This is a genomic window from Bacillus sp. (in: firmicutes) (genome assembly GCA_017656295.1).
GTDB lineage: Bacteria > Bacillota > Bacilli > Bacillales > JACDOC01 > JACDOC01.
Genome location: JACDOC010000016.1, coordinates 1 through 18,748, shown reverse-complemented (window position 1 = coordinate 18,748; position 18,748 = coordinate 1). Strand labels below are relative to the sequence as shown.

16 protein-coding genes and 2 riboswitches are annotated in these 18,748 nt (G+C 39.5%); of the genes, 4 read left to right on the top strand and 12 right to left on the bottom strand.

Going from position 1 to position 18,748, the window contains the following annotated elements; genetic code table 11:
- The first annotated feature begins 268 nt into the window (after nt 1-268).
- Entirely contained in the window at nt 269-733 is a 465-nt protein-coding gene (locus H0Z31_11950) for an Hsp20/alpha crystallin family protein (GenBank protein MBO8178155.1), read from the top strand.
- Between the two features lie 98 nt (nt 734-831).
- Here the strand turns inward: H0Z31_11950 and H0Z31_11945 are convergent, their stop codons facing one another.
- From H0Z31_11945 to H0Z31_11910, 8 genes are all read right to left on the bottom strand, one after another.
- Complete coding sequence (locus tag H0Z31_11945) at nt 832-2,253, bottom strand: S8 family serine peptidase (GenBank protein ID MBO8178154.1); 1,422 nt, start codon at nt 2,251-2,253, stop codon at nt 832-834.
- A 469-nt stretch (nt 2,254-2,722) separates the two neighbouring features.
- Nucleotides 2,723-3,502 carry an alpha/beta hydrolase gene (locus H0Z31_11940; GenBank protein ID MBO8178153.1) on the bottom strand — a complete coding sequence of 260 codons (780 nt, stop codon included), beginning with the start codon at nt 3,500-3,502 and terminating at the stop codon, nt 2,723-2,725.
- Between the two features lie 193 nt (nt 3,503-3,695).
- Nucleotides 3,696-4,424, bottom strand: a complete 729-nt coding sequence (queE, locus tag H0Z31_11935; protein ID MBO8178152.1) for a 7-carboxy-7-deazaguanine synthase QueE — start codon at nt 4,422-4,424, stop codon at nt 3,696-3,698.
- Nucleotides 4,417-4,860, bottom strand: a complete 444-nt coding sequence (queD, locus tag H0Z31_11930; protein MBO8178151.1) for a 6-carboxytetrahydropterin synthase QueD — start codon at nt 4,858-4,860, stop codon at nt 4,417-4,419. The genes queE and queD overlap by 8 nt, the downstream gene beginning before the upstream one ends.
- The gene (gene queC / locus H0Z31_11925) at nt 4,857-5,522 is read right to left on the bottom strand and encodes a 7-cyano-7-deazaguanine synthase QueC (GenBank protein ID MBO8178150.1); all 666 of its coding nucleotides are present in this window, start codon (nt 5,520-5,522) and stop codon (nt 4,857-4,859) included. The genes queD and queC overlap by 4 nt, the downstream gene beginning before the upstream one ends.
- 92 nt (nt 5,523-5,614) lie before the next feature.
- Nucleotides 5,615-5,658, bottom strand: a riboswitch (PreQ1 riboswitch).
- A gap of 203 nt (nt 5,659-5,861) precedes the next feature.
- Complete coding sequence (locus H0Z31_11920) at nt 5,862-6,785, bottom strand: homoserine kinase (GenBank protein MBO8178149.1); 924 nt, start codon at nt 6,783-6,785, stop codon at nt 5,862-5,864.
- Nucleotides 6,782-7,843, bottom strand: coding sequence for a threonine synthase (locus H0Z31_11915; protein ID MBO8178148.1), 1,062 nt, complete (start codon nt 7,841-7,843; stop codon nt 6,782-6,784). The genes H0Z31_11920 and H0Z31_11915 overlap by 4 nt, the downstream gene beginning before the upstream one ends.
- Nucleotides 7,844-7,848: 5 nt before the next feature.
- Nucleotides 7,849-9,141, bottom strand: coding sequence for a homoserine dehydrogenase (locus H0Z31_11910; GenBank protein MBO8178147.1), 1,293 nt, complete (start codon nt 9,139-9,141; stop codon nt 7,849-7,851).
- 221 nt (nt 9,142-9,362) lie between these two features.
- Here H0Z31_11910 and H0Z31_11905 point away from each other — a divergent pair, with 221 nt between their 5' ends.
- From H0Z31_11905 to H0Z31_11895, 3 genes are all read left to right on the top strand, one after another.
- On the top strand, nt 9,363-9,800 hold the full coding sequence (locus tag H0Z31_11905) for an Hsp20/alpha crystallin family protein (protein ID MBO8178146.1): 438 nt from the start codon (nt 9,363-9,365) through the stop codon (nt 9,798-9,800).
- Nucleotides 9,801-10,130: 330 nt separating this feature from the next.
- Nucleotides 10,131-10,329, top strand: a riboswitch (cobalamin riboswitch).
- 127 nt (nt 10,330-10,456) lie between these two features.
- Nucleotides 10,457-12,700 carry a ribonucleoside-diphosphate reductase subunit alpha gene (locus tag H0Z31_11900; GenBank protein ID MBO8178145.1) on the top strand — a complete coding sequence of 748 codons (2,244 nt, stop codon included), beginning with the start codon at nt 10,457-10,459 and terminating at the stop codon, nt 12,698-12,700.
- A gap of 19 nt (nt 12,701-12,719) precedes the next feature.
- Nucleotides 12,720-13,757 (top strand): ribonucleotide-diphosphate reductase subunit beta, encoded by a 1,038-nt coding sequence (locus H0Z31_11895; protein ID MBO8178144.1) that lies wholly within the window; start codon nt 12,720-12,722, stop codon nt 13,755-13,757.
- Nucleotides 13,758-13,804: 47 nt separating this feature from the next.
- Here the strand turns inward: H0Z31_11895 and H0Z31_11890 are convergent, their stop codons facing one another.
- The 4 genes from H0Z31_11890 to H0Z31_11875 all read right to left on the bottom strand — a co-directional run bounded on the left by H0Z31_11890 (nt 13,805) and on the right by H0Z31_11875 (nt 18,659).
- Nucleotides 13,805-14,851 carry a methyltransferase domain-containing protein gene (locus H0Z31_11890; GenBank protein MBO8178143.1) on the bottom strand — a complete coding sequence of 349 codons (1,047 nt, stop codon included), beginning with the start codon at nt 14,849-14,851 and terminating at the stop codon, nt 13,805-13,807.
- Nucleotides 14,852-15,029: 178 nt separating this feature from the next.
- Nucleotides 15,030-16,007 (bottom strand): ABC transporter permease, encoded by a 978-nt coding sequence (locus H0Z31_11885; protein ID MBO8178142.1) that lies wholly within the window; start codon nt 16,005-16,007, stop codon nt 15,030-15,032.
- A 56-nt stretch (nt 16,008-16,063) separates the two neighbouring features.
- Nucleotides 16,064-17,539, bottom strand: a complete 1,476-nt coding sequence (locus H0Z31_11880; GenBank protein MBO8178141.1) for a sugar ABC transporter ATP-binding protein — start codon at nt 17,537-17,539, stop codon at nt 16,064-16,066.
- Nucleotides 17,532-18,659 (bottom strand): sugar ABC transporter substrate-binding protein, encoded by a 1,128-nt coding sequence (locus H0Z31_11875; GenBank protein ID MBO8178140.1) that lies wholly within the window; start codon nt 18,657-18,659, stop codon nt 17,532-17,534. The genes H0Z31_11880 and H0Z31_11875 overlap by 8 nt, the downstream gene beginning before the upstream one ends.
- Nucleotides 18,660-18,748: the final 89 nt, after the last annotated feature.

Below are 18,748 nucleotides of genomic sequence, written 5' to 3'. Positions count from 1 at the left end.
TAATTTTCTTTCTAATTGACTATTCTGAAATAATTACCCCTATGACCCCTTTCATTTTCCATCATACCAATTATCAATAAACATCTTACTACTGTTCAGAAAAAATTCCAACGATTTTTTTAAAAATTTTGTCACCTATTGGCTTGCGTTTCCAATTGAATGCCTTATCTTAGCTTAGTCAAATGATGCATATAAAGTACCGTTTGTTGCTCAAACGCATATTAGTAATGTAGGCATCATTTTTAAGATAGTACCCTTTTTTGAAAGGATGACACCTATAATGTTACCATGGAATTTATTCCCTTTCCATAAAAACGACCAAAGTCCATGGAAAGGGTTCTCTCCCAATCAAATTGAGAAATATATGGCTGATTTTATGTCCAACATGATGAGGAACTTTCAAAATGAAGGAATGTCTCCTTTATCAACAACCACAGTGGACAAAGCTCCATCATCATCCCCATTTCAATATGATGTATTTGAAACGTTTGAAGAAGTGTTTGTCCGCATTCGGCTAAAGGAAGACTGTTTATCAGCTTTAAAGCTGTACCATACTTCTAACCAAGTTATTTTAGAGCATGTTCCAGAAGAAAATGATCGACATGTTATCTCCCTTCCAGCTCTTGTGAAGAAAAAAGGCGGTAATGCTTTATATAAGGAAGGAATTTTAGAACTTCGTTTTCCGAAAAGTCACGATTGGCAATTTACCGAATTAACGATCCAAGATGAGTGATGCCCAACACCCTTCTCTCCTTTTTCTATATCCTGTAATCAATGGAAAGATACCTATAACGAAAAAGAGCCCCCATTAAGGAAGCTCTTTTTAATTTCTTATTGTAAGGCATTCAATGCATTTAAATGACCTGCTCCAAATACCTTTTTCTCCTGGGCTTTCACTGGATCAACGGCTTTTTTTCGAAGTAATTCAGCTAGTTTATGCGGTTCCATCTTTCCGTATTTATCGACTAATAAAGCGGCCACTGCTGAAACTTTTGGGGTTGCCATGGAAGTACCAATACTATAATAATAACCCCCATTTTCACTAGTACTTAAAGTAAATTCGTTACGATACAGTTGTTGCTCTAGATATTGATCAAATGTACCATTCGCTAAATACTCTAAATACATCCGGTAGTCACCACCGGGAGCTGCAATGTCAATAAATCCCGGACCATAATTGGAATAAAGGGCTAATTCATCGTTAGGTCCTGTAGCAGATACAGTGATCACACCTGGAATCGTTCCTGGTACTTCAAATCCAGCTCCTTGAAAATAAAAACCGTCCCCACCGTATTCAGCGTTTAAAAAGTCAGTAACTTCACGTTTGTTTGTAGCATTAATTCCATCATTTCCCGCAGCTACGACGACTAACGAACCTTTTTCCGTCACGTATTGAACCGCTCGTTGATATGCCAAGAAATCGGCTACATCGTTCCCTAACTTTATTTTTTCTCCCGTTTCTGGATCAACATAAAACACTTGGCCTAATATATCAAAGCCGCCTAAACTCATCGAAATGACGTCTGCACCATCGTTTGCTGCCGCTATCATCGCCTCGTAAATCCAAGCTGATTCCGCAGATCCAGTTCCAAAAACACGATACGCACGAATACCTGTATTAGGTGCAACACCAACCATATTTCCGTTGGCGGCAATGGACCCAGCTACGTGACTCCCATGTCCATGTTTATCATCGAAGGCGTTAGGATCTCCTGTTTCTTCTGGCTCGGTTCCTCTAAATCCACCTTCAGGGACAAAGTTTTTGGAACCAGGTAGTAAGTTCACAACAAGGTCAGGATGGTCTCGGTCAATACCAGTATCGATAATTGCAACTACCACATCATGAGAACCAGTGCCTAACTCATAACTAGCTCCGTTTTGAGTAATGCGTTGAATATCCCACTGCAAATCCCATAATGGGGAATTCGTATACGATTCGGCATCTAGTGGAATTTGTTCTACTTCCGGAACTTCCCACGATACAGCTGGGTTTGCGATGGCCACTTGTCCAAATGTACGAATTTTTTCGAATTCATCAGCTGTCGCTTTTACTTGTAGAAACCCGATTTCTTCAACTTCATAAACAATTTCAATTCCAGCATTCGTTAGTTGTTGTTTAAAGTTTTCTGGAACGTGTTCTTCATGTAATAGTATGGAATAGTAATGTTCCTGTTCGTTAACGATTTGAGCATTCACCGCGTTCGGAATCGCTAACCCACAAGCTAAAAGTAAAGACATCCATTTCTGCTTCATACCATCCCTCCTGTAAAAAATTGAAAAACATACATTTAAATAATTCCAAAAAAAAACTGAAAATCCTTTTTTATTTTTAGGCTCTTTTAAACGATACTGATGATATGTATACATTACGCTTGTGGCGGACGCTTTCCGCGGGCAAGGTGCAAGCCGCTTCCCTTGCTACGCTCAAGTATGGGTTTTGCTTGTCTTATTGTTTTCGCTGGAGTCGCCGCCTTGTGTACAACTTACTAAAAGTCAACAATGAAATATAACATAGCCTATTTTTAAAGTATTTTGAAAATTCAAAATTAAAGAGCTACTTATTACTAACATTGGTTGCAATGCATTTTCTCTCGGTAAAAGAAAGCAGAGTCGCTCGACATCCTCACTTGATTATTCTTTTTCACTAGACGAATATTCGTTTATTGTGAAATATTCATTCTTTGAAAAATTGAGTTAGAAAAATTCGATGATTACCTTTTGTTTACATAATATATTTATCGTAAATTCTTGTTATAAACTCCGATGTTAGTTGATTGACGACTTTTGCCCATCGTGTCGGCAATTGGTGATTAGCCCCCTTGATGTAATAAATTTCTTTCTGTGGGCAAACGTGATAATAGGATGCATGTTTGTTGATCCATGTTGCATTTTTACCATAAAGGAGCATTAATGGACAAGTAATAGAGGATAATTCACTTACACAATTAAAATGTAGTGCTTCTTTATAATAATTTTCCCACGTCTTCCTATCAGCAGCTTCAATTTGTTGTCGTAATTGTTCTTCCAACCAACGATCTTTAAAGTGACTTTTCGCTAAAAGGGAAGTTAACGCATGCGGATGATGCCGAACCATATACATCCCTATTTGATGCTCAAGTCGAAACATTTTTGTTCGAACTATTGGATATCCTCCAGATAAGATGATTCCTTTGACAAGGTGAGGATACGTTAAAACGAATTTCTGCACGACACACCCTCCTGCCGAATAACCAAATAACACAACCTCTTTTAGTTGTTCAGCTTGAATGATTGCATGTAGTTGCTCAATAAATAGGTCCAATAGTGGATAGCAATTGATGGTTTCACTGTCCCCATGTCCACTCAAGTCGATTAAATACAGCTGTGCCACCGATTGTAGCGGAAGTTGACGAAGAAACGTCTTTCTTCCCAATCCTGGAGGGTGAACAAATAAAAGAGTTGGTCCACTCGAACCTCTCTTTTCATATGCAATTTGCGCATCTCTAACTTTCACCATTTCCATAATCATACTTCCTCTCATAAGTTGTAAAAAAGCTAGGAGTTATCCATTTCTAAATAACTTCCGAATTTTGTTTATTATTTAACCAATGATAAAGGTATTTCAACGTTCTACGTAAATATTTCGAATGTTAGTTTATGTCATTTTCCATCTCTTCATTAAAAAAACGGTTCCACCATAGGCAGAACCGTCCGTTTTATACTCCTCGCTTATTCCCCCATACATACGTATGAAGCTGAGGGAGAATGCGTACTCGGGTCATGCGTTCATCGTTCATGACGCGGCTTATTAACCATTCGTATCGATTCACTAATCGATGTAACAGTAATCCATCATCATTATTATCATTTACCCATGAATTACCAGCTTGCATGTAAAAAGGAAGATGCGGATATCGTTTGTGTACCGTTACCGCATACTCATAATCTTTTTCGTCAAACACGACGATTTTTAAACTTGATTGTCCTTTCCCTTCCTCCGAAAGGCGACCAATGATCTTATCTAACGTTTTCCAATCTGTTTCCATACGGGAACTTGGGGGCTTTGGTGATAACGTTAACTCATCGATATGAAGCATCCAATCTTGCCAACGACTCCCTTGTGTTTCTAAAGCGACAACGATGTTATGTTCATGTAATAAATCAACCAACGGGCCAATCCCTTTTAAAAGAGCTGGATTTCCACCAGAGATCGTTACATGGGAGAAGTTGGATTGTCCTAATGCTTTCAGCTCATCCCAAACTTCTTCAGGCGTTAGCAAGCGAATATCATCTTTGCCAGACCCATCCCACGTAAATGCCGAATCGCACCACGCGCAAGCATAGTCGCATCCAGCTGTTCGAACAAACATCGTTTTTTGCCCAATGACCATCCCTTCACCTTGAATGGTTGGTCCGAAAATTTCGATCACTGGAATTTTATTCACGGAAGTCACCGTCTTTTGGGCGATAAATCACGTAGCTCGTTGGCGTTTCGCGTAAGAACACTTGAACGCATTTCGGTCGATTTGGTAATGTATCTAAATGTTTTTGAATAATTTCCCATATGGTTTGTGCAACAATTTCCGTTGTTGGGAAACGCTCGTGATCTTTATCGGAAAACTGATCGGTATGATCGTTTAATAGTGTGTGATCAAATTTTTTGTGAATTAATTTTTTAATATCCTGAAAGTTAATTAAAAATCCCGTTTCATCTAATTGGTCGCCTACAATCGTTACATTGACAAAATACGTATGTCCGTGGACTTGACTGCATTTGCCTGCTTTTTCATGCGGTATATAGTGGGCAGCGGCAAAATGAAAGTCTTTATTTAATTCGTAGCGATACGGATGAGAAACGATAGGATAAATTTGTTGCATCATCCGTTCATCACCCCTTCTTTTTTCCGTAAATATTCAATAAGGCCACGCTTTCGAAGGTGACAGGCTGGACATTCTCCACAACCGTCCCCTTTCACACCGTTATAGCATGTTAACGTTTTTTCACGGACATAATCAAATGCACCTAACTCGTCAGCAAGCTCCCACGTTTCTGCTTTATTCAGCCACATTAATGGGGTATCAATAACAAATTGATAGTCCATCGCCAAATTTAACGTAACGTTGAGGGATTTAATAAATACATCTCGACAGTCAGGGTATCCACTAAAATCGGTTTCACAAACTCCTGTCACAATATGTTTGGCTCCGATTTGTTTCGCTAATACAGCGGCAAATGATAAAAATAATAAGTTTCGGCCATCGACAAACGTCGTTGGTAATTGACCTTGCTCTTGTTTGATTTCAATATCATCTCTCGTTAACGCATTGGGAGCGAGCTGATTTAATAAACTCATATCTAATATATGATGTTTCACACCTAATTCTTTAGTGATTTCTTTTGCGCACTCTATCTCTAATGAATGGCGTTGACCATAATTAAACGTCACCGCTTCTACTTCTTGAAATTGTTTTAGTGCCCAAAATAGACATGTTGTACTATCTTGTCCACCACTAAATACAACAATTGCTTTTTCCTGTTTCATACATCTATCTCCTTTCGTCTATCTACTGAAAGAAGAAAGGGATCCATGAACTTTGCTCTATGAAAAACTAAAAGAATAGAGGAAAATAAACATTTTCCGTAGTTTTTTATAGAGGGAGTTCGCGAACCTCTCCTGCATGAACTACCATACAGAATTCTTCTTTTAGTTTTTTCTAAATAACTACCAAAGTATCATTATATAAAATTTCACTCAATGTGACCATGATTTTATCTTAAAAAATATGTTAAAAATATTAAAAGTAGTACGGAACTTGGAATGTAACATTCCCGATGCACATAAAAAGCAGTCAACATCAAATTTAGTTGACTGCTTTTCTAATTATACAATATTTTCTGTCCGTCCTTGTGAATAGAACTGGACTTGAACTCCTTTTGGTTCAATACCTACCTTTTCAATGACAAATGATGGATAATGATAACTCAATTTTTTTTGGATGTGCTCGCCAAATCCTTTCGGCACAATTGAAATCATGGTTGGCCCCGCTCCGCTAATGGTTGTACCGAAAGCTCCAAAATATTTAGCTTGTTTACGTATAATCCGAAAATCATGAATCAGTGAGGCACGATACGGTTCATGAAAGAGATCTTTTTCCATCCAATCCCCTGCTTTTTCGTAATCTTTTTGAAGTAAGGCTGCAAGAACAAGATTCGCGATGGAGCTTCCCTTTGTTGCCTCTTCTCTTTGAAATTGACGAGGGAGAACGGACCTCGCAAGCTCGGTTTTTAATTCATAAGGTGGAATGATCATAACGATGTCCACATCGAATTGGTCGATTCGAACCCAATCAAATTCCTTCCCATCAAAACCATTGATGATAAAGCCGCCTAAAAGAGACGCACTGATGTTGTCTGGGTGTCCTTCAAAGTGAATCCCAAAGGATATTTTCTCCTTTGTTGATAAATTTAATTGAAGCAAATGGTTTGCTAATTCCACTCCCGCTACAACAGCAGAAGCACTACTGCCCAACCCTCGTGCTAAAGGAATATCACTTTCAACCATCACTCGACATGGAGGTAACGTCCGCTCATACCGTTTGGCCACTTGTTGGGCTACCTGGAAAATGAAATGGTCTTCTCCTGTTGGCAAATGAGATAAATGATCACTTTGATGCTGAAACACCCACTCGTTATTTCGTTCCACATAAAGGGTTAAATATTTTTGTAACGCTAAACCAAACGAGTCAAATCCGGGACCTAAATTTGCCGAACTTGCCGGAATTCGGAGGGAAAATAATTGGCTCATTGGTTTACCACACCATAAATATATTTTTTAATGGCATCTTGATCATAAGGAAGAACGGTTGGCTCTACTTGCAGTTGTTCTACTGCTATTTGTGGATCTTTTAGACCATTACCAGTTAGGACCGCTACCACTGTTGTTCCTTTAGGAATACGACCGGCTTCGACTTGTTTTTTTACTCCGGCAATTGAAGCACAAGAGGCAGGTTCAGCAAATACCCCTTCTGTTTTCGCTAATAAACGAAACGCCTGCAATATTTCTTCATCCGTAACATATGACATTTTGCCTTTTGATTGTTCACAAGCCTCTAACGCACTTTTCCAGCTAGCAGGATTACCGATCCGAATCGCTGTCGCAATCGTTTCTGGATGTTCAATCACTTCGTTTTTAACTATGGCCGCAGCACCTTCCGCTTCGAATCCTAACATCTTTGGCCTACCGGAATGATGGCGTTCATCGTATTCTTTAAACCCTTTCCAATAAGCGGTAATGTTGCCTGCATTTCCAACCGGTATGGCCAACACATCAGGGGCTTTCCCTAATTGTTCACAAATTTCAAAAGCCGCAGTTTTTTGTCCTTCAATACGGTAAGGATTAACAGAATTCACAAGAGTTACATTGCTTGATTGACTAATTTCTCGTACAAGTGCTAGCGCTTGGTCAAAATTCCCTTCGATTTGAACAATGTCTGCCCCATACATAATGGCTTGAGCTAATTTTCCGTAGGCAATTTTCCCGTGAGGAATGACGATTATAGAACGAATGCCTGCCCGAGCTGCATACGCAGCAGCTGAGGCAGATGTATTTCCAGTAGACGCACAAATGACTGTACGGCTTCCTTCTTCTACTGCTTTCGCAACTGCCATGACCATTCCACGGTCTTTGAACGAACCAGTTGGATTCGCCCCCTCCACTTTTACGTATAATTTGATTCCCCATTGTTCAGACAGACGATGTAAAAAGAGAAGCGGCGTATTTCCTTCTTGTAGGGTGAGTGCTGGTGTTTTCTCTGTAACCGGTAAATAATCGTGATACTTTTTTAATAATCCTTCCCATAACATGCTGGCTAGCTCCCTTCAACACGGTATATGCTGATGAAATCTTTCACAACATCTAGTCGTTTTAGTTCATGCAATAAATGTTGGTATTGGTATAATGATGCATGGTGAGTGACGACAGCAACTTCAACTGTATTTTCGTTTTTCAAAGGAAGTTGTAAAATTTTTTCAAAGCTTACATTGTACTTCGCAAATAAGCTCGTCATTTCAGCAAACGTACCGACTTCATCCTTCAAGTGAAGTCTTAAAAAATATTTGGCAAACCGTTCGTCTGGATTTTTTAATTGTTTTTCAAATTGCGGGCGGAACGATTCCCGACCTGTTACCCCAAGCCGCATATGTTTAATGACGGAAACGATATCGGCTACAACGGATGTAGCTGTTGGTAAGCTACCTGCACCCGGTCCGTAAAACATCGTTTCACCTACGGCCTCACCAGTGACATACACCGCATTGTATTCATTATTTACGGACGCTAATGGGTGTCCTTGAGTGAGAAACGTAGGTTGTACACTCACTTCAACCCGATTTTGATCTCGATGTGCAAATCCGATTAGCTTCATTGTGTACCCAAATTGTTTTCCATACTCTAAGTCTTCTTTCGAAACGTTCGCAATTCCTTCTACTTCCACATCTTCTAAATCGATATTCATCGAAAATGCAAGTCGAGCTAAAATGGCCATTTTTCTGGCCGCATCTAGACCTTCTACATCTGATGTAGGATCGACTTCGGCAAATCCTAAGTCTTGCGCTTGTTTTAAAGCGACTTCATATGGCAACCCTTTTTGGTCCATTTGCGTTAAAATATAGTTTGTTGTTCCATTGACAATCCCCATCACTTTTTGAATACGATCGGAGACGAGCCCATCGATAATGGTACGAATGATTGGGATACCACCAGCAACACTTGCTTCGTAATACAAGTCGCATCCATTTCTGTTTGCCGCGTCCTGTAACTCGGAACCATACAATGCAATTAAATCTTTATTTGCCGTAACAACATGCTTGTTATTATTTAATGCTTGTAAAATATACTTACGAGCCTCTTCAATTCCTCCCATTACCTCTACAATCACATCAATTTCTGGATCATTAATCACTTCATCTGGATCAGTTGTTAACAAATCTTTTTCAATATCGACTAGGCGCCTTTTATTTACGTCGCGTAATAACACCTTTTGAACGTGTACCGGGCAACCGACTTGATGTTGTAACTCTTTTTGGTGATTACGGATAATTTTTACCACCCCAGAACCGACCGTCCCTAAGCCTAACAACCCAATTTTAATCACGCCATTCATGAGTGCCTCACCTCATTTTTTGTATTTTCGTAGAGTACAATTGTTTTTGTATGATAGACAATATAACATGATTACTTTAGGAAAACAATACTAAAAATAATAAATTTTTATAATTTTCATGAAAGCGCCTTCATTTGTTCGCGTTTTTTATTATTAATGAATAATATTTTTGAACTTATTAAAACTAATTTCGAACCATTTAACGAAGGGGGATAAAACGAATGGCTCTAACACCGTATGAACATCCATTTACACGTTTTCAACGAGATTTAGAGCGGTTTTTTAATTCCAGTTTTCCACAACTGTTTTCTTGGACACCGGAACGTTTTGGCACACCAAGAATGGATGTACATGAAACCGACCGCGAAGTGATTGTTCATTGTGAAATTCCTGGTCTAGAGAGAAAAGAAGATGTAACGATTGATGTCGATCATAACGTATTATCAATCAGTGGTAAGATTGAACGGCATTATGACGTTAAAGAAGAGCAAACCCATCATCAAGAGCGGTATTTCGGTAAGTTTCATCGTTCCCTTACCCTACCTGCTGATATCGACGAATCTTCGATTAAAGCCACGTACCGCAATGGGATATTAGAGATTCGGGCAACGAAAAAAAATCCACCTCAACGTCGACGTATTGATGTGGAATTTCATTAACCCTATAGATTACACCCATGCCGGGCGCACAACAAAAAAAGACGAGTCGCTATGACTCGTCTTTTTCTAGGGCAAAAGGGGGTTTTTCATGAATCATTCTCCATCCTTGTATAGAGGGGGTAATTTTTTTGATTGAGAACGATTTTCAATTTCATTATAAGTTGTACTCCCCTCTTCGTCAACGATTTTCGTGTTACAAATTTGTTACAACAAGAAAGATGGTACAATTTTCAAAAATGGTGGACTTTTTGGTTGTTTTTTATATGTCGAGTGTGGTAGAATCATTTACGATATATAGTGTTACCGCAAATTACCACAACAATATATTGTGTTTTCACCACGAAAACAGGTGTCCAAACTGGACTTAATAGGGAATCCGGTGAAATTCCGGAACTGTCCCCGCAACTGTAAGTGTGGACGAACAGGACACATCCACTGTTTAGACCAGCTTAATCGGCGTCTATACGGGAAGGGTCCTAAGTAGGAGGAAGCATAAGTCAGGAGACCTGCCTGTTTTTGGAGTAGTTTCGATTCTCCGGGGATTGAGAAGATGAAACGATAGGTGAAAAGGTGGCATCCTCCTTTTCCTATCGTTTGATCCGCTCAATTTTGGGAGCGGCTTTTTTATTTATTTTGACTAAATAGGAGGAAACCATATGACACAACTGACGACTCTTTTGTCTGAAGAAATCTTTTCGGAAATAAGCCCTCGTTTTCCATCAAAATACGTCGAGCATCTTATTTGTCGAAGTAATCGAGTGTTATCTCATAAACCTTGGCTTTCTGAAGCTGAATGGCTCCATGAAATGATATTAGAAAGCTTAGCCCAAATCGATGTAGAAGAACCTGATTGGACATATGTTGCTGCTCACTTACATCTCCACCAATTGTATCGTCAAGCTGCCCGGAATCGTAGATATCATGTTCAACAAAAATACGGGTCTTTTTACGACTTAATCGTTACATTAGTAAATAAAGGGATCTACGCTCCGTTTTTACTCAAAAAGTATACACAAAAGGAAATTGAACAGCTTGAAAAGTTCATCGATTCTTCCAAAGATCAATTGATTACATACATTGGTTTACGAACGTTATCTGACCGGTACTTAGCACGTGGGTACGATAAAGAACTTTATGAACTACCTCAGGAACGTTGGATGATCATCGCTATGACGTTAATGCAAGATGAACCAGCTGAAATCCGAATGCACTATATCCAAGAAGCGTATTGGGCGTTAAGCCATTTATATATGACAGTCGCTACCCCTACTCTAGCAAATGCTGGGAAAACATATGGACAATTATCTAGTTGTTTTATAGATACGGTGGATGATAGTTTACAAGGAATATTTGATAGCAATACGGATATTGCCAACTTATCCAAATATGGTGGTGGAATCGGTGTCTATCTTGGAAAAATCCGAAGCCGAGGAAGTGATATAAAAGGATTTAAAGGAGCTTCCTCCGGTGTTCTTCCGTGGATGAAGCAGTTAAACAACACGGCCGTTAGCGTCGATCAGCTCGGTCAACGAAAAGGAGCCATTTGTGTCTACCTCGACGTTTGGCATAAAGACATCTTTTCCTTTTTAGATGCGAAGTTAAATAACGGGGACGAACGCTTCCGTACGCACGACTTATTTACAGGAGTATGCATCCCCGATTTATTTATGGAAAAAGTGGAAGCCCGCGAAGATTGGTATTTTTTTGACCCACATGAAGTTCGAAAAGTGATGGGTTATTCATTGGAAGACTTTTACGATGAAAAAAAAGGACAAGGTTCTTTTCGTGAGAAATATTTCGAATGCGTCAACCACCCAATGCTATCAAAAGAAAAAGTACCCGCAATCGAAGTTATGAAAGGAATTTTAAAGAGTCAATTAGAAACAGGAACCCCGTTTATGTTTTACCGGGATGAGGTTAATCGAAAAAATCCAATGAAGCATCTGGGGATGATTTATTCTAGCAATTTGTGTACCGAAATTACCCAAAATCAAAGCCCAACGATTCAATCGACACAATATACCGAAGATGGAAAAATAATAATTGAAAAACGTCCTGGTGACTTTGTCGTTTGTAACTTATCGTCCATCTCGTTAGCCCGTGCGGTGATGGAAGATGTTCTCGAACGACTGATCCCGATTCAAGTTCGTATGCTCGATAACGTTATTGATTTGAATCGGATTCCTGTTTTACAAGCTCAATTAACGAATAAAAAGTACCGGGCCATTGGATTAGGTACGTTTGGCTGGCATCATTTATTAGCTTTAAAAGGCATTACATGGGAGAGCGATGAAGCGGTAGCGTATGCCGATCGCTTATACGAAAAAATCGCCTTTTTAACGATTCATGCCAGCATGAAATTGGCAAAAGAAAAAGGATATGCTCCTGCATTTTGCGGTTCTGAATGGGAAACCGGAACCTATTTTGAAAAGCGTGGGTATTTGAATGCAACGAAGTCGCCGTTTCCGTGGAAACGTCTAGCAAAAGATGTACAAACATATGGGATTCGTAACAGCTATTTATTAGCCGTTGCTCCGAATTCTTCAACAGCACTGATTGCAGGAAGTACACCTAGTATCGACCCGATCTTTCAAAAACACTACTCAGAAGAAAAGAAGGATTATAAGATTCCGGTCACTGCTCCAGATTTAAATGAAAAAACTACTTGGTTTTATAAATCAGCCTATTTTATCGACCAACGTTGGAGCATCCGTCAAAATGCGGCCCGTCAACGGCATATTGATCAATCCATTTCGTTTAACTTGTATGTTCAAAATAACATAAAAGCAAAAGAATTATTGGAATTACACTTACTTGCTTGGTCATCTGGATTAAAAACCACATATTACTTACGGTCAACTTCTTCACTGTTAGAAGAATGCGATTCGTGCTCAAGTTAAACAATGGGAGGTTCAAGCTATGCATTCCGTATCGAAACGAACGTTAATGGATAAAACAGCCCCAAACCGATCAACTGGAATCATCAATGGGAAATCTTCAAATGTTTTAAATTGGGACGATGTTCGTTTTCCATGGGCCTATCCTAAATATAAAAAAATGCTGGCCAACTTTTGGACGCCTTTTGAAATCAATATGGCTCAAGACATAAAACAATTTCCGAATTTAAGTGAAGCAGAACAAGATACCTTTTTAAAAATTATTGGGCTATTGGCACTTTTAGACAGCATTCAAACCGATTATGCAGGAAAAGTAGCCGATTATTTAACGGATTCTAGTTTAAATGCCCTCATGATTATGCTTGCCCAGCAGGAAGTGATTCATAACCATTCCTACTCGTACGTGTTATCAAGCTTGGTGTCCAAACAAAAACAAGATGAAGTCTTTGAATTTTGGCGAACAGAGCCCATTTTAGAACGACGAAACGATTTTGTCGTTCGGGGATACCGAGATTTTGTCGAACAACCAAACGTAGAACATTTATTAAAGTCCATTGTGTTTGATGTAATCTTAGAAGGTTTATTTTTCTATTCAGGTTTCGCCTTTTTCTATCACCTTGCTCGTAATCAAAAAATGGTAGCTACAAGCACGATGATTAATTACATTAATCGCGATGAGCATATTCACGTAGACTTGTTTGTGAAAATTTTTAAAGAAATATTGAATGAATATCCCGAATATAAGAAAAAGCTTGAACCTTTTGTTCAGCAAACATTTCTTCAAGCAGCTGAATTAGAAATCGAATGGGCAAGATACATTATCGGCCATCGCATTGATGGAATTTTTATTAATGAAGTAGAAGATTACATTAAGTTTTATGCAAATGTTCGTGCCAATCAATTGGGATATGATCGACCGTTTGAAGGATATCGCAAGAACCCTCTTCGTTGGATTAAAGCGTATGAGGAAGTTGATTTAGGGAAATCCGATTTCTTTGAACAAAAATCACGACAATACACGAAAGTCAATTATGTCGATAATGGTTTTGATGAACTATAAAAGGAAGGGTTGTCTCTAAATATTGGGACAACCCTTTTTTAAGAGGGCTATCTTACGGTGGCAATCAATCCATTATGAACTTTTATATATCCGTGACGTTCAATATTCAATCCGTTTTCATAGGCATAGAGTCCCATTTGTTCGACCGTCATCAATTCACGGTACGTATGGTTCATGACATCGGCCATCACTCGATAATACATACGTGATTTCCATTGATTACGTGGCGTTGTCATAATACAATACCCTGTCGGTTTAAGAAATTTTCGGTGCCATTCGATGACTTCCGGCTTTTTCTCATCTGGAAAATGTTCGAGTAACCCGACCGATAGAACGATATCAAATTCTTTTCCAAATGGTAAATTTCGAATATCTTCTACGATATATTCAATGTGAAAATCTTTTTTATAGTATACTTTTTTACCACCTGTTGCCAAATCCCCCCCTAAAAACGGATACGATTCAGGAAAGTCTTGAAATCTTGTATCACGACAATAGGCATCGTAATCCACTAATACGACTTCAGCACCGGGATACATGGCCGCTAATTGCATCCCTTCGTATCCTTCCGCCGCACCTAAAAAAAGGATTTTAGGCTTGGTTACATCTAATCCTTCAAAAAGTGCCCGCTTTCCACGAGGGTCCCAAATTCCGTCTTCGACCCGATGCACATAGTTCCATAAATGAATTTGGATGACATCTTGAAGAGCTGTTTGAATTTCTTGTAAACGAAAACTTTTTAAACTTCGAAAAAATGCTTTCTTTTTATCGTCCATTTCTTTTGGTACATCCTTCACAAACCACTCGTGAAACGCTTGATTAAAAAATTGCCAGGAAGTTTTTGGATCCATCGTTTGATGGTGCTCCTTTTCCCATGCTAAGCGATCTTTAGAATAAGTTGTCACTTCATAAGGTTTGCCGACATCTTTCCACGTAACCATACTCCAATCACGAATGTTTGAACATTTTACAAATCGATCTTTTTGTTGAGGTGACAACGTTCGTAAATCCACTCGATAGCTATTCGTTAAAAATGTATTCTCTATCGCCACTTCATCCTTTATGTATACCGACGAATGCGATTCCGTTTCCATCGTCCCCTTCATTGGCGCACCTCCTATTTTTCTGAATTTTCTAATAAAAATTGTACATCAAAAGCAGTTTCTGGTCAGTTTCTTTTCTAAAACAACTTTCGACAACTCTACCTAGTCTCTTGTATGTTTGTGCATCAAAAAAATAACGCTAGAACATGATATTCTAGCGCTTACTAACTTATTTATGAAAAACTCCTTTTTTCTGCACGTACATAATCGCTAACGCTAACACTAAAATACTCCCCTTTAAGATATCCATCGCATAATACGGTACGTTCCACATCGTCAGTCCATTCAATAACACACCAATTAACACTGCCCCGAAAAACGTGCCAATGACGTTTGGTTTTCCTTGACCAAACACGGAATACCCAATAAAAGAAGCAGCGACGGCATCCATTAATAAGGAAGCTCCTGCTGACACTTGTCCAGTACCGACTCTAGCAGCTAAAACGATACCGGCAACCGAAGCAAAAAATGCACTTAACAAGTACGCATAGGTCCGGTAACGATTCACCGAAATTCCTGACAAGCGTGCCGCTTCAGGATTGCCACCCGTTACATAGAGCAATCTGCCCGTCTTTGTGTATCGAAAAAATAAATGAAGAAATATGACCGCAGCAAGCATGAGAAGAACGGGAAACGGAATCGATAACCATTTTCCTTGACCAATAAATAAAAATGAAGGGATAAATTTACCAGGTGCCATTTCTCCATTGGTTAACATCATATTATTGTAGATGGAATACCCTTTTGTTGCTGTTAAATGGACCCCATTGATGATATACATGACCGCTAACGTCCCTAATAAATCTGGGATTCTTAAACGAATTACAACAAAACTATTGAACAGCCCGATAAGTAGCCCGACGAGGATGGGAACGACTAAGGCGACAAGAAGCTCTTGCCGATACCAAACGAGCATCGCCGCACTTGTAATCGTGCTCATGCTAACAATTGACCCAACCGATAAATCAAAGCCGCCGACAATGAGTGAGCATGTGACGCCAAGAGCTACAAACGTAACAATCGAGATCGAACGCAATATATCGGTGAAATTGCTATACGTGAAAAAGCGGTCGTTTGTAATACTAAAAAAGAAAATGATTCCAACGATAACCAAAAGTGTTCCATATTTATTAAAGAAGGTGCCCAATGAAAACCCATTTTTATAGGTTACTTGTTCTTTCGTTACGACGGGTTGTGTCACGACTAAATCCCTCCTGATACTGCCTTCGTTAATGTTGGTACATCGATTTCACTTGGCAGCAACTCATTTTTAATTACCCCATCTTGCATGATTAAAATACGATCGGCAATTGCGAAAGCTTCATCCACATCCGATGTAAAATAAAGAATGCCTTTCCCATTTTGAGCTAATTCTTCGATGATGCGAAACACTTCTTCTTTTGACCCGATATCGATTCCTTTCGTCGGCTCATCAAATACGTAAACGGATGCAGGAATGGATAACCATTTACCAATCGCGACCTTTTGTTGATTTCCTCCGCTCAAATAACGTAATGGCTCATACAAGGAAGCGGCCCTAATTCGTAATTTTTCGATGATGGTGATCGCCTCTTTTTCTTTTAACGTAGGGATAACCCATTTCTTTTCATAAGCCAATTGTGGGATCGATAAATTTTGGATGACCGATTCATCAATCCAAATCCCTTCTTTTCTGCGTTCTTCGGGGACTAGACAGATGCCAGCACGAATGGCATCAGCTGGTGAAGAAAAGGTATACGTGTTTCCGTATAGTTGAATGGAGCCGACCGCCCGATCCGCTCCGACAATTGCCCGAGCAGTTTCGCTTTTCCCCGCTCCGATGAGCCCGACTACACAGACGACTTCCCCTTGATGGACCGAAAGTTGAACTGTTTGACTGGTCGACGGTACAAAAAGGTCATCAATAGATAGAAGTACTTCTTTTTTCTTTTCTTTCGTTTTTCTTTTATGGCCTACTACCTTCCCCACCATTTTCTCAATCATTTCCTCTATTGAAAGCTGAGAGGTAGAGGCTGTTTGAACAACAGTTCCATCTCGTAAAATGGTAACCCGATCGGCTAATCGCTTCACTTCGTTTAACCGATGGGAAATAAATATGATACCAACACCATTTTCCTTTAAGTGTGATATCACTTCGAACAACTTCTCCGTTTCATAAGAAGATAACGGAGCGGTCGGCTCATCTAAAATTAAATAGTTTGTTCGTTGAGCCACCGCTCGAGCCAATAAAATGAGTTGTTTTTCGTATATCGTACACTCAGAAACTTGTTTCGTTACCTGAATCGATGCACCCACTTCATCTAAATGTTGGGCTGCTCGTTTGTTCCATTGAGTAGGACGAATTAGCATGGAAGCCGATGTAAGAAACGGAAGCAAGACATTTTCTGTGACTGAAAGCGTTGGGACAAGCGCGGTATCGACTTCTTGAACGACCATCCCAACGCCATGTTGTAAAGCGTCTTCGGGTGATGTAAAGTGCACCTTTCTCCCGTCAATCCATAGTTCTCCGGCATCTTTTTCGTAATCACCAGCTAAAATTTTCATTAATGTACTTTTTCCTGCACCATTTGCCCCAATGAGCGCATGAATTTCCCCTCTTTTAACTGAAAAATTGATATTTTGTAAAATCGGAACTCCATTAAAGGACTTACAAACTTGCAGAACCTCTAGCTTACTCATTTTTAACGCGCTCCTCCAACGCTTTCATCCATGGTGATACAGCTACTTCAGCTTGCCCCCAACCAGGGATGTATTGGTGTAAGTCATTCATCGTCACCGTTTGTTCAGGCAGTTGGTTCCTGTGCACTAAGTAAGGGGTAACTGAGAAAATATCTGGTGTTTCTTCCCCTGCTAACTTTTGATAAGCAAACCGCACTTGAATACGTCCTATTTCGGATGGGTCTGTCGCCGTAGTTGCTACCCATGGAGAATTCGGCTGCTGAATCAATTGTAAATCTTCATCGCTTAAATCGATGCCGTATACTTTAATCTCATCACGTCCAGCTTGTTGGATTGCTTTAACGGCTCCTTTGGCAAACTCATCCCATGTCGCAAATACCGCATCGATGTCTCCTTTATTTGGATACTGTTGTAAAATTGCTTCCATTTGGGCTTGCGTATCTAACGCTGTGTTGGCAGATGCCGTACCGAATCGTGCAATTTCTTGAATATTCGGATATCTTTGTTTAAACGCCTCATAGATCACATTCCGTCTTTCCATTGGCGTATAGCCAGCTACCCAAATATAAACGATATTTCCTTTCCCATTTAAGTCTTGAGCTAACGTCCGTAGGGAATTCCACGCCAAACTATAATCATCTTGGTCAATAACCGTTACTCCAGGAAGATTCAAATCATTGTCAAATGCAACCACTGGAATTCCTTTTTCAAGCGCTTTTTTTACACCTGCTTCCAAAGCGTCGGCACGACCATGGTCAATTAAAATGGCATCCGCTCCCTGGTTGATGGCAGTATCAAGTAGCGAAGCCATTTTCGTTAAATCGTTATCGGCATTGTAAAATTGCACCTCTCCACCAAATGCTTCCACTTGCTCTTTAATCCCTTGAATATATTGTGAAGTAAAGGTCCCGATCGACAATTGATTGACAGACGCGATTTTGATTGGACGATCAAACACTGCCGGGATTTCGCTTGACGAACTTGTTTTCGTTGTCTTCGTTTCAGAAGTCTTCTCTTCTTCTACTGGTGCACTCACTTGATCTTGTTCGTTTGTACAACCACTTACTAACCAGATAACACTAATAAAGACAAGTAGCCATTTCCATTGAATGTTTTTCATGCTTCACACTCTCTCCCTCTATAAAATATTGATTTACTCGTTTTTTCTTTAAATTTCTTTGATTTTTATAAGCATCGACGTTTCGTAGA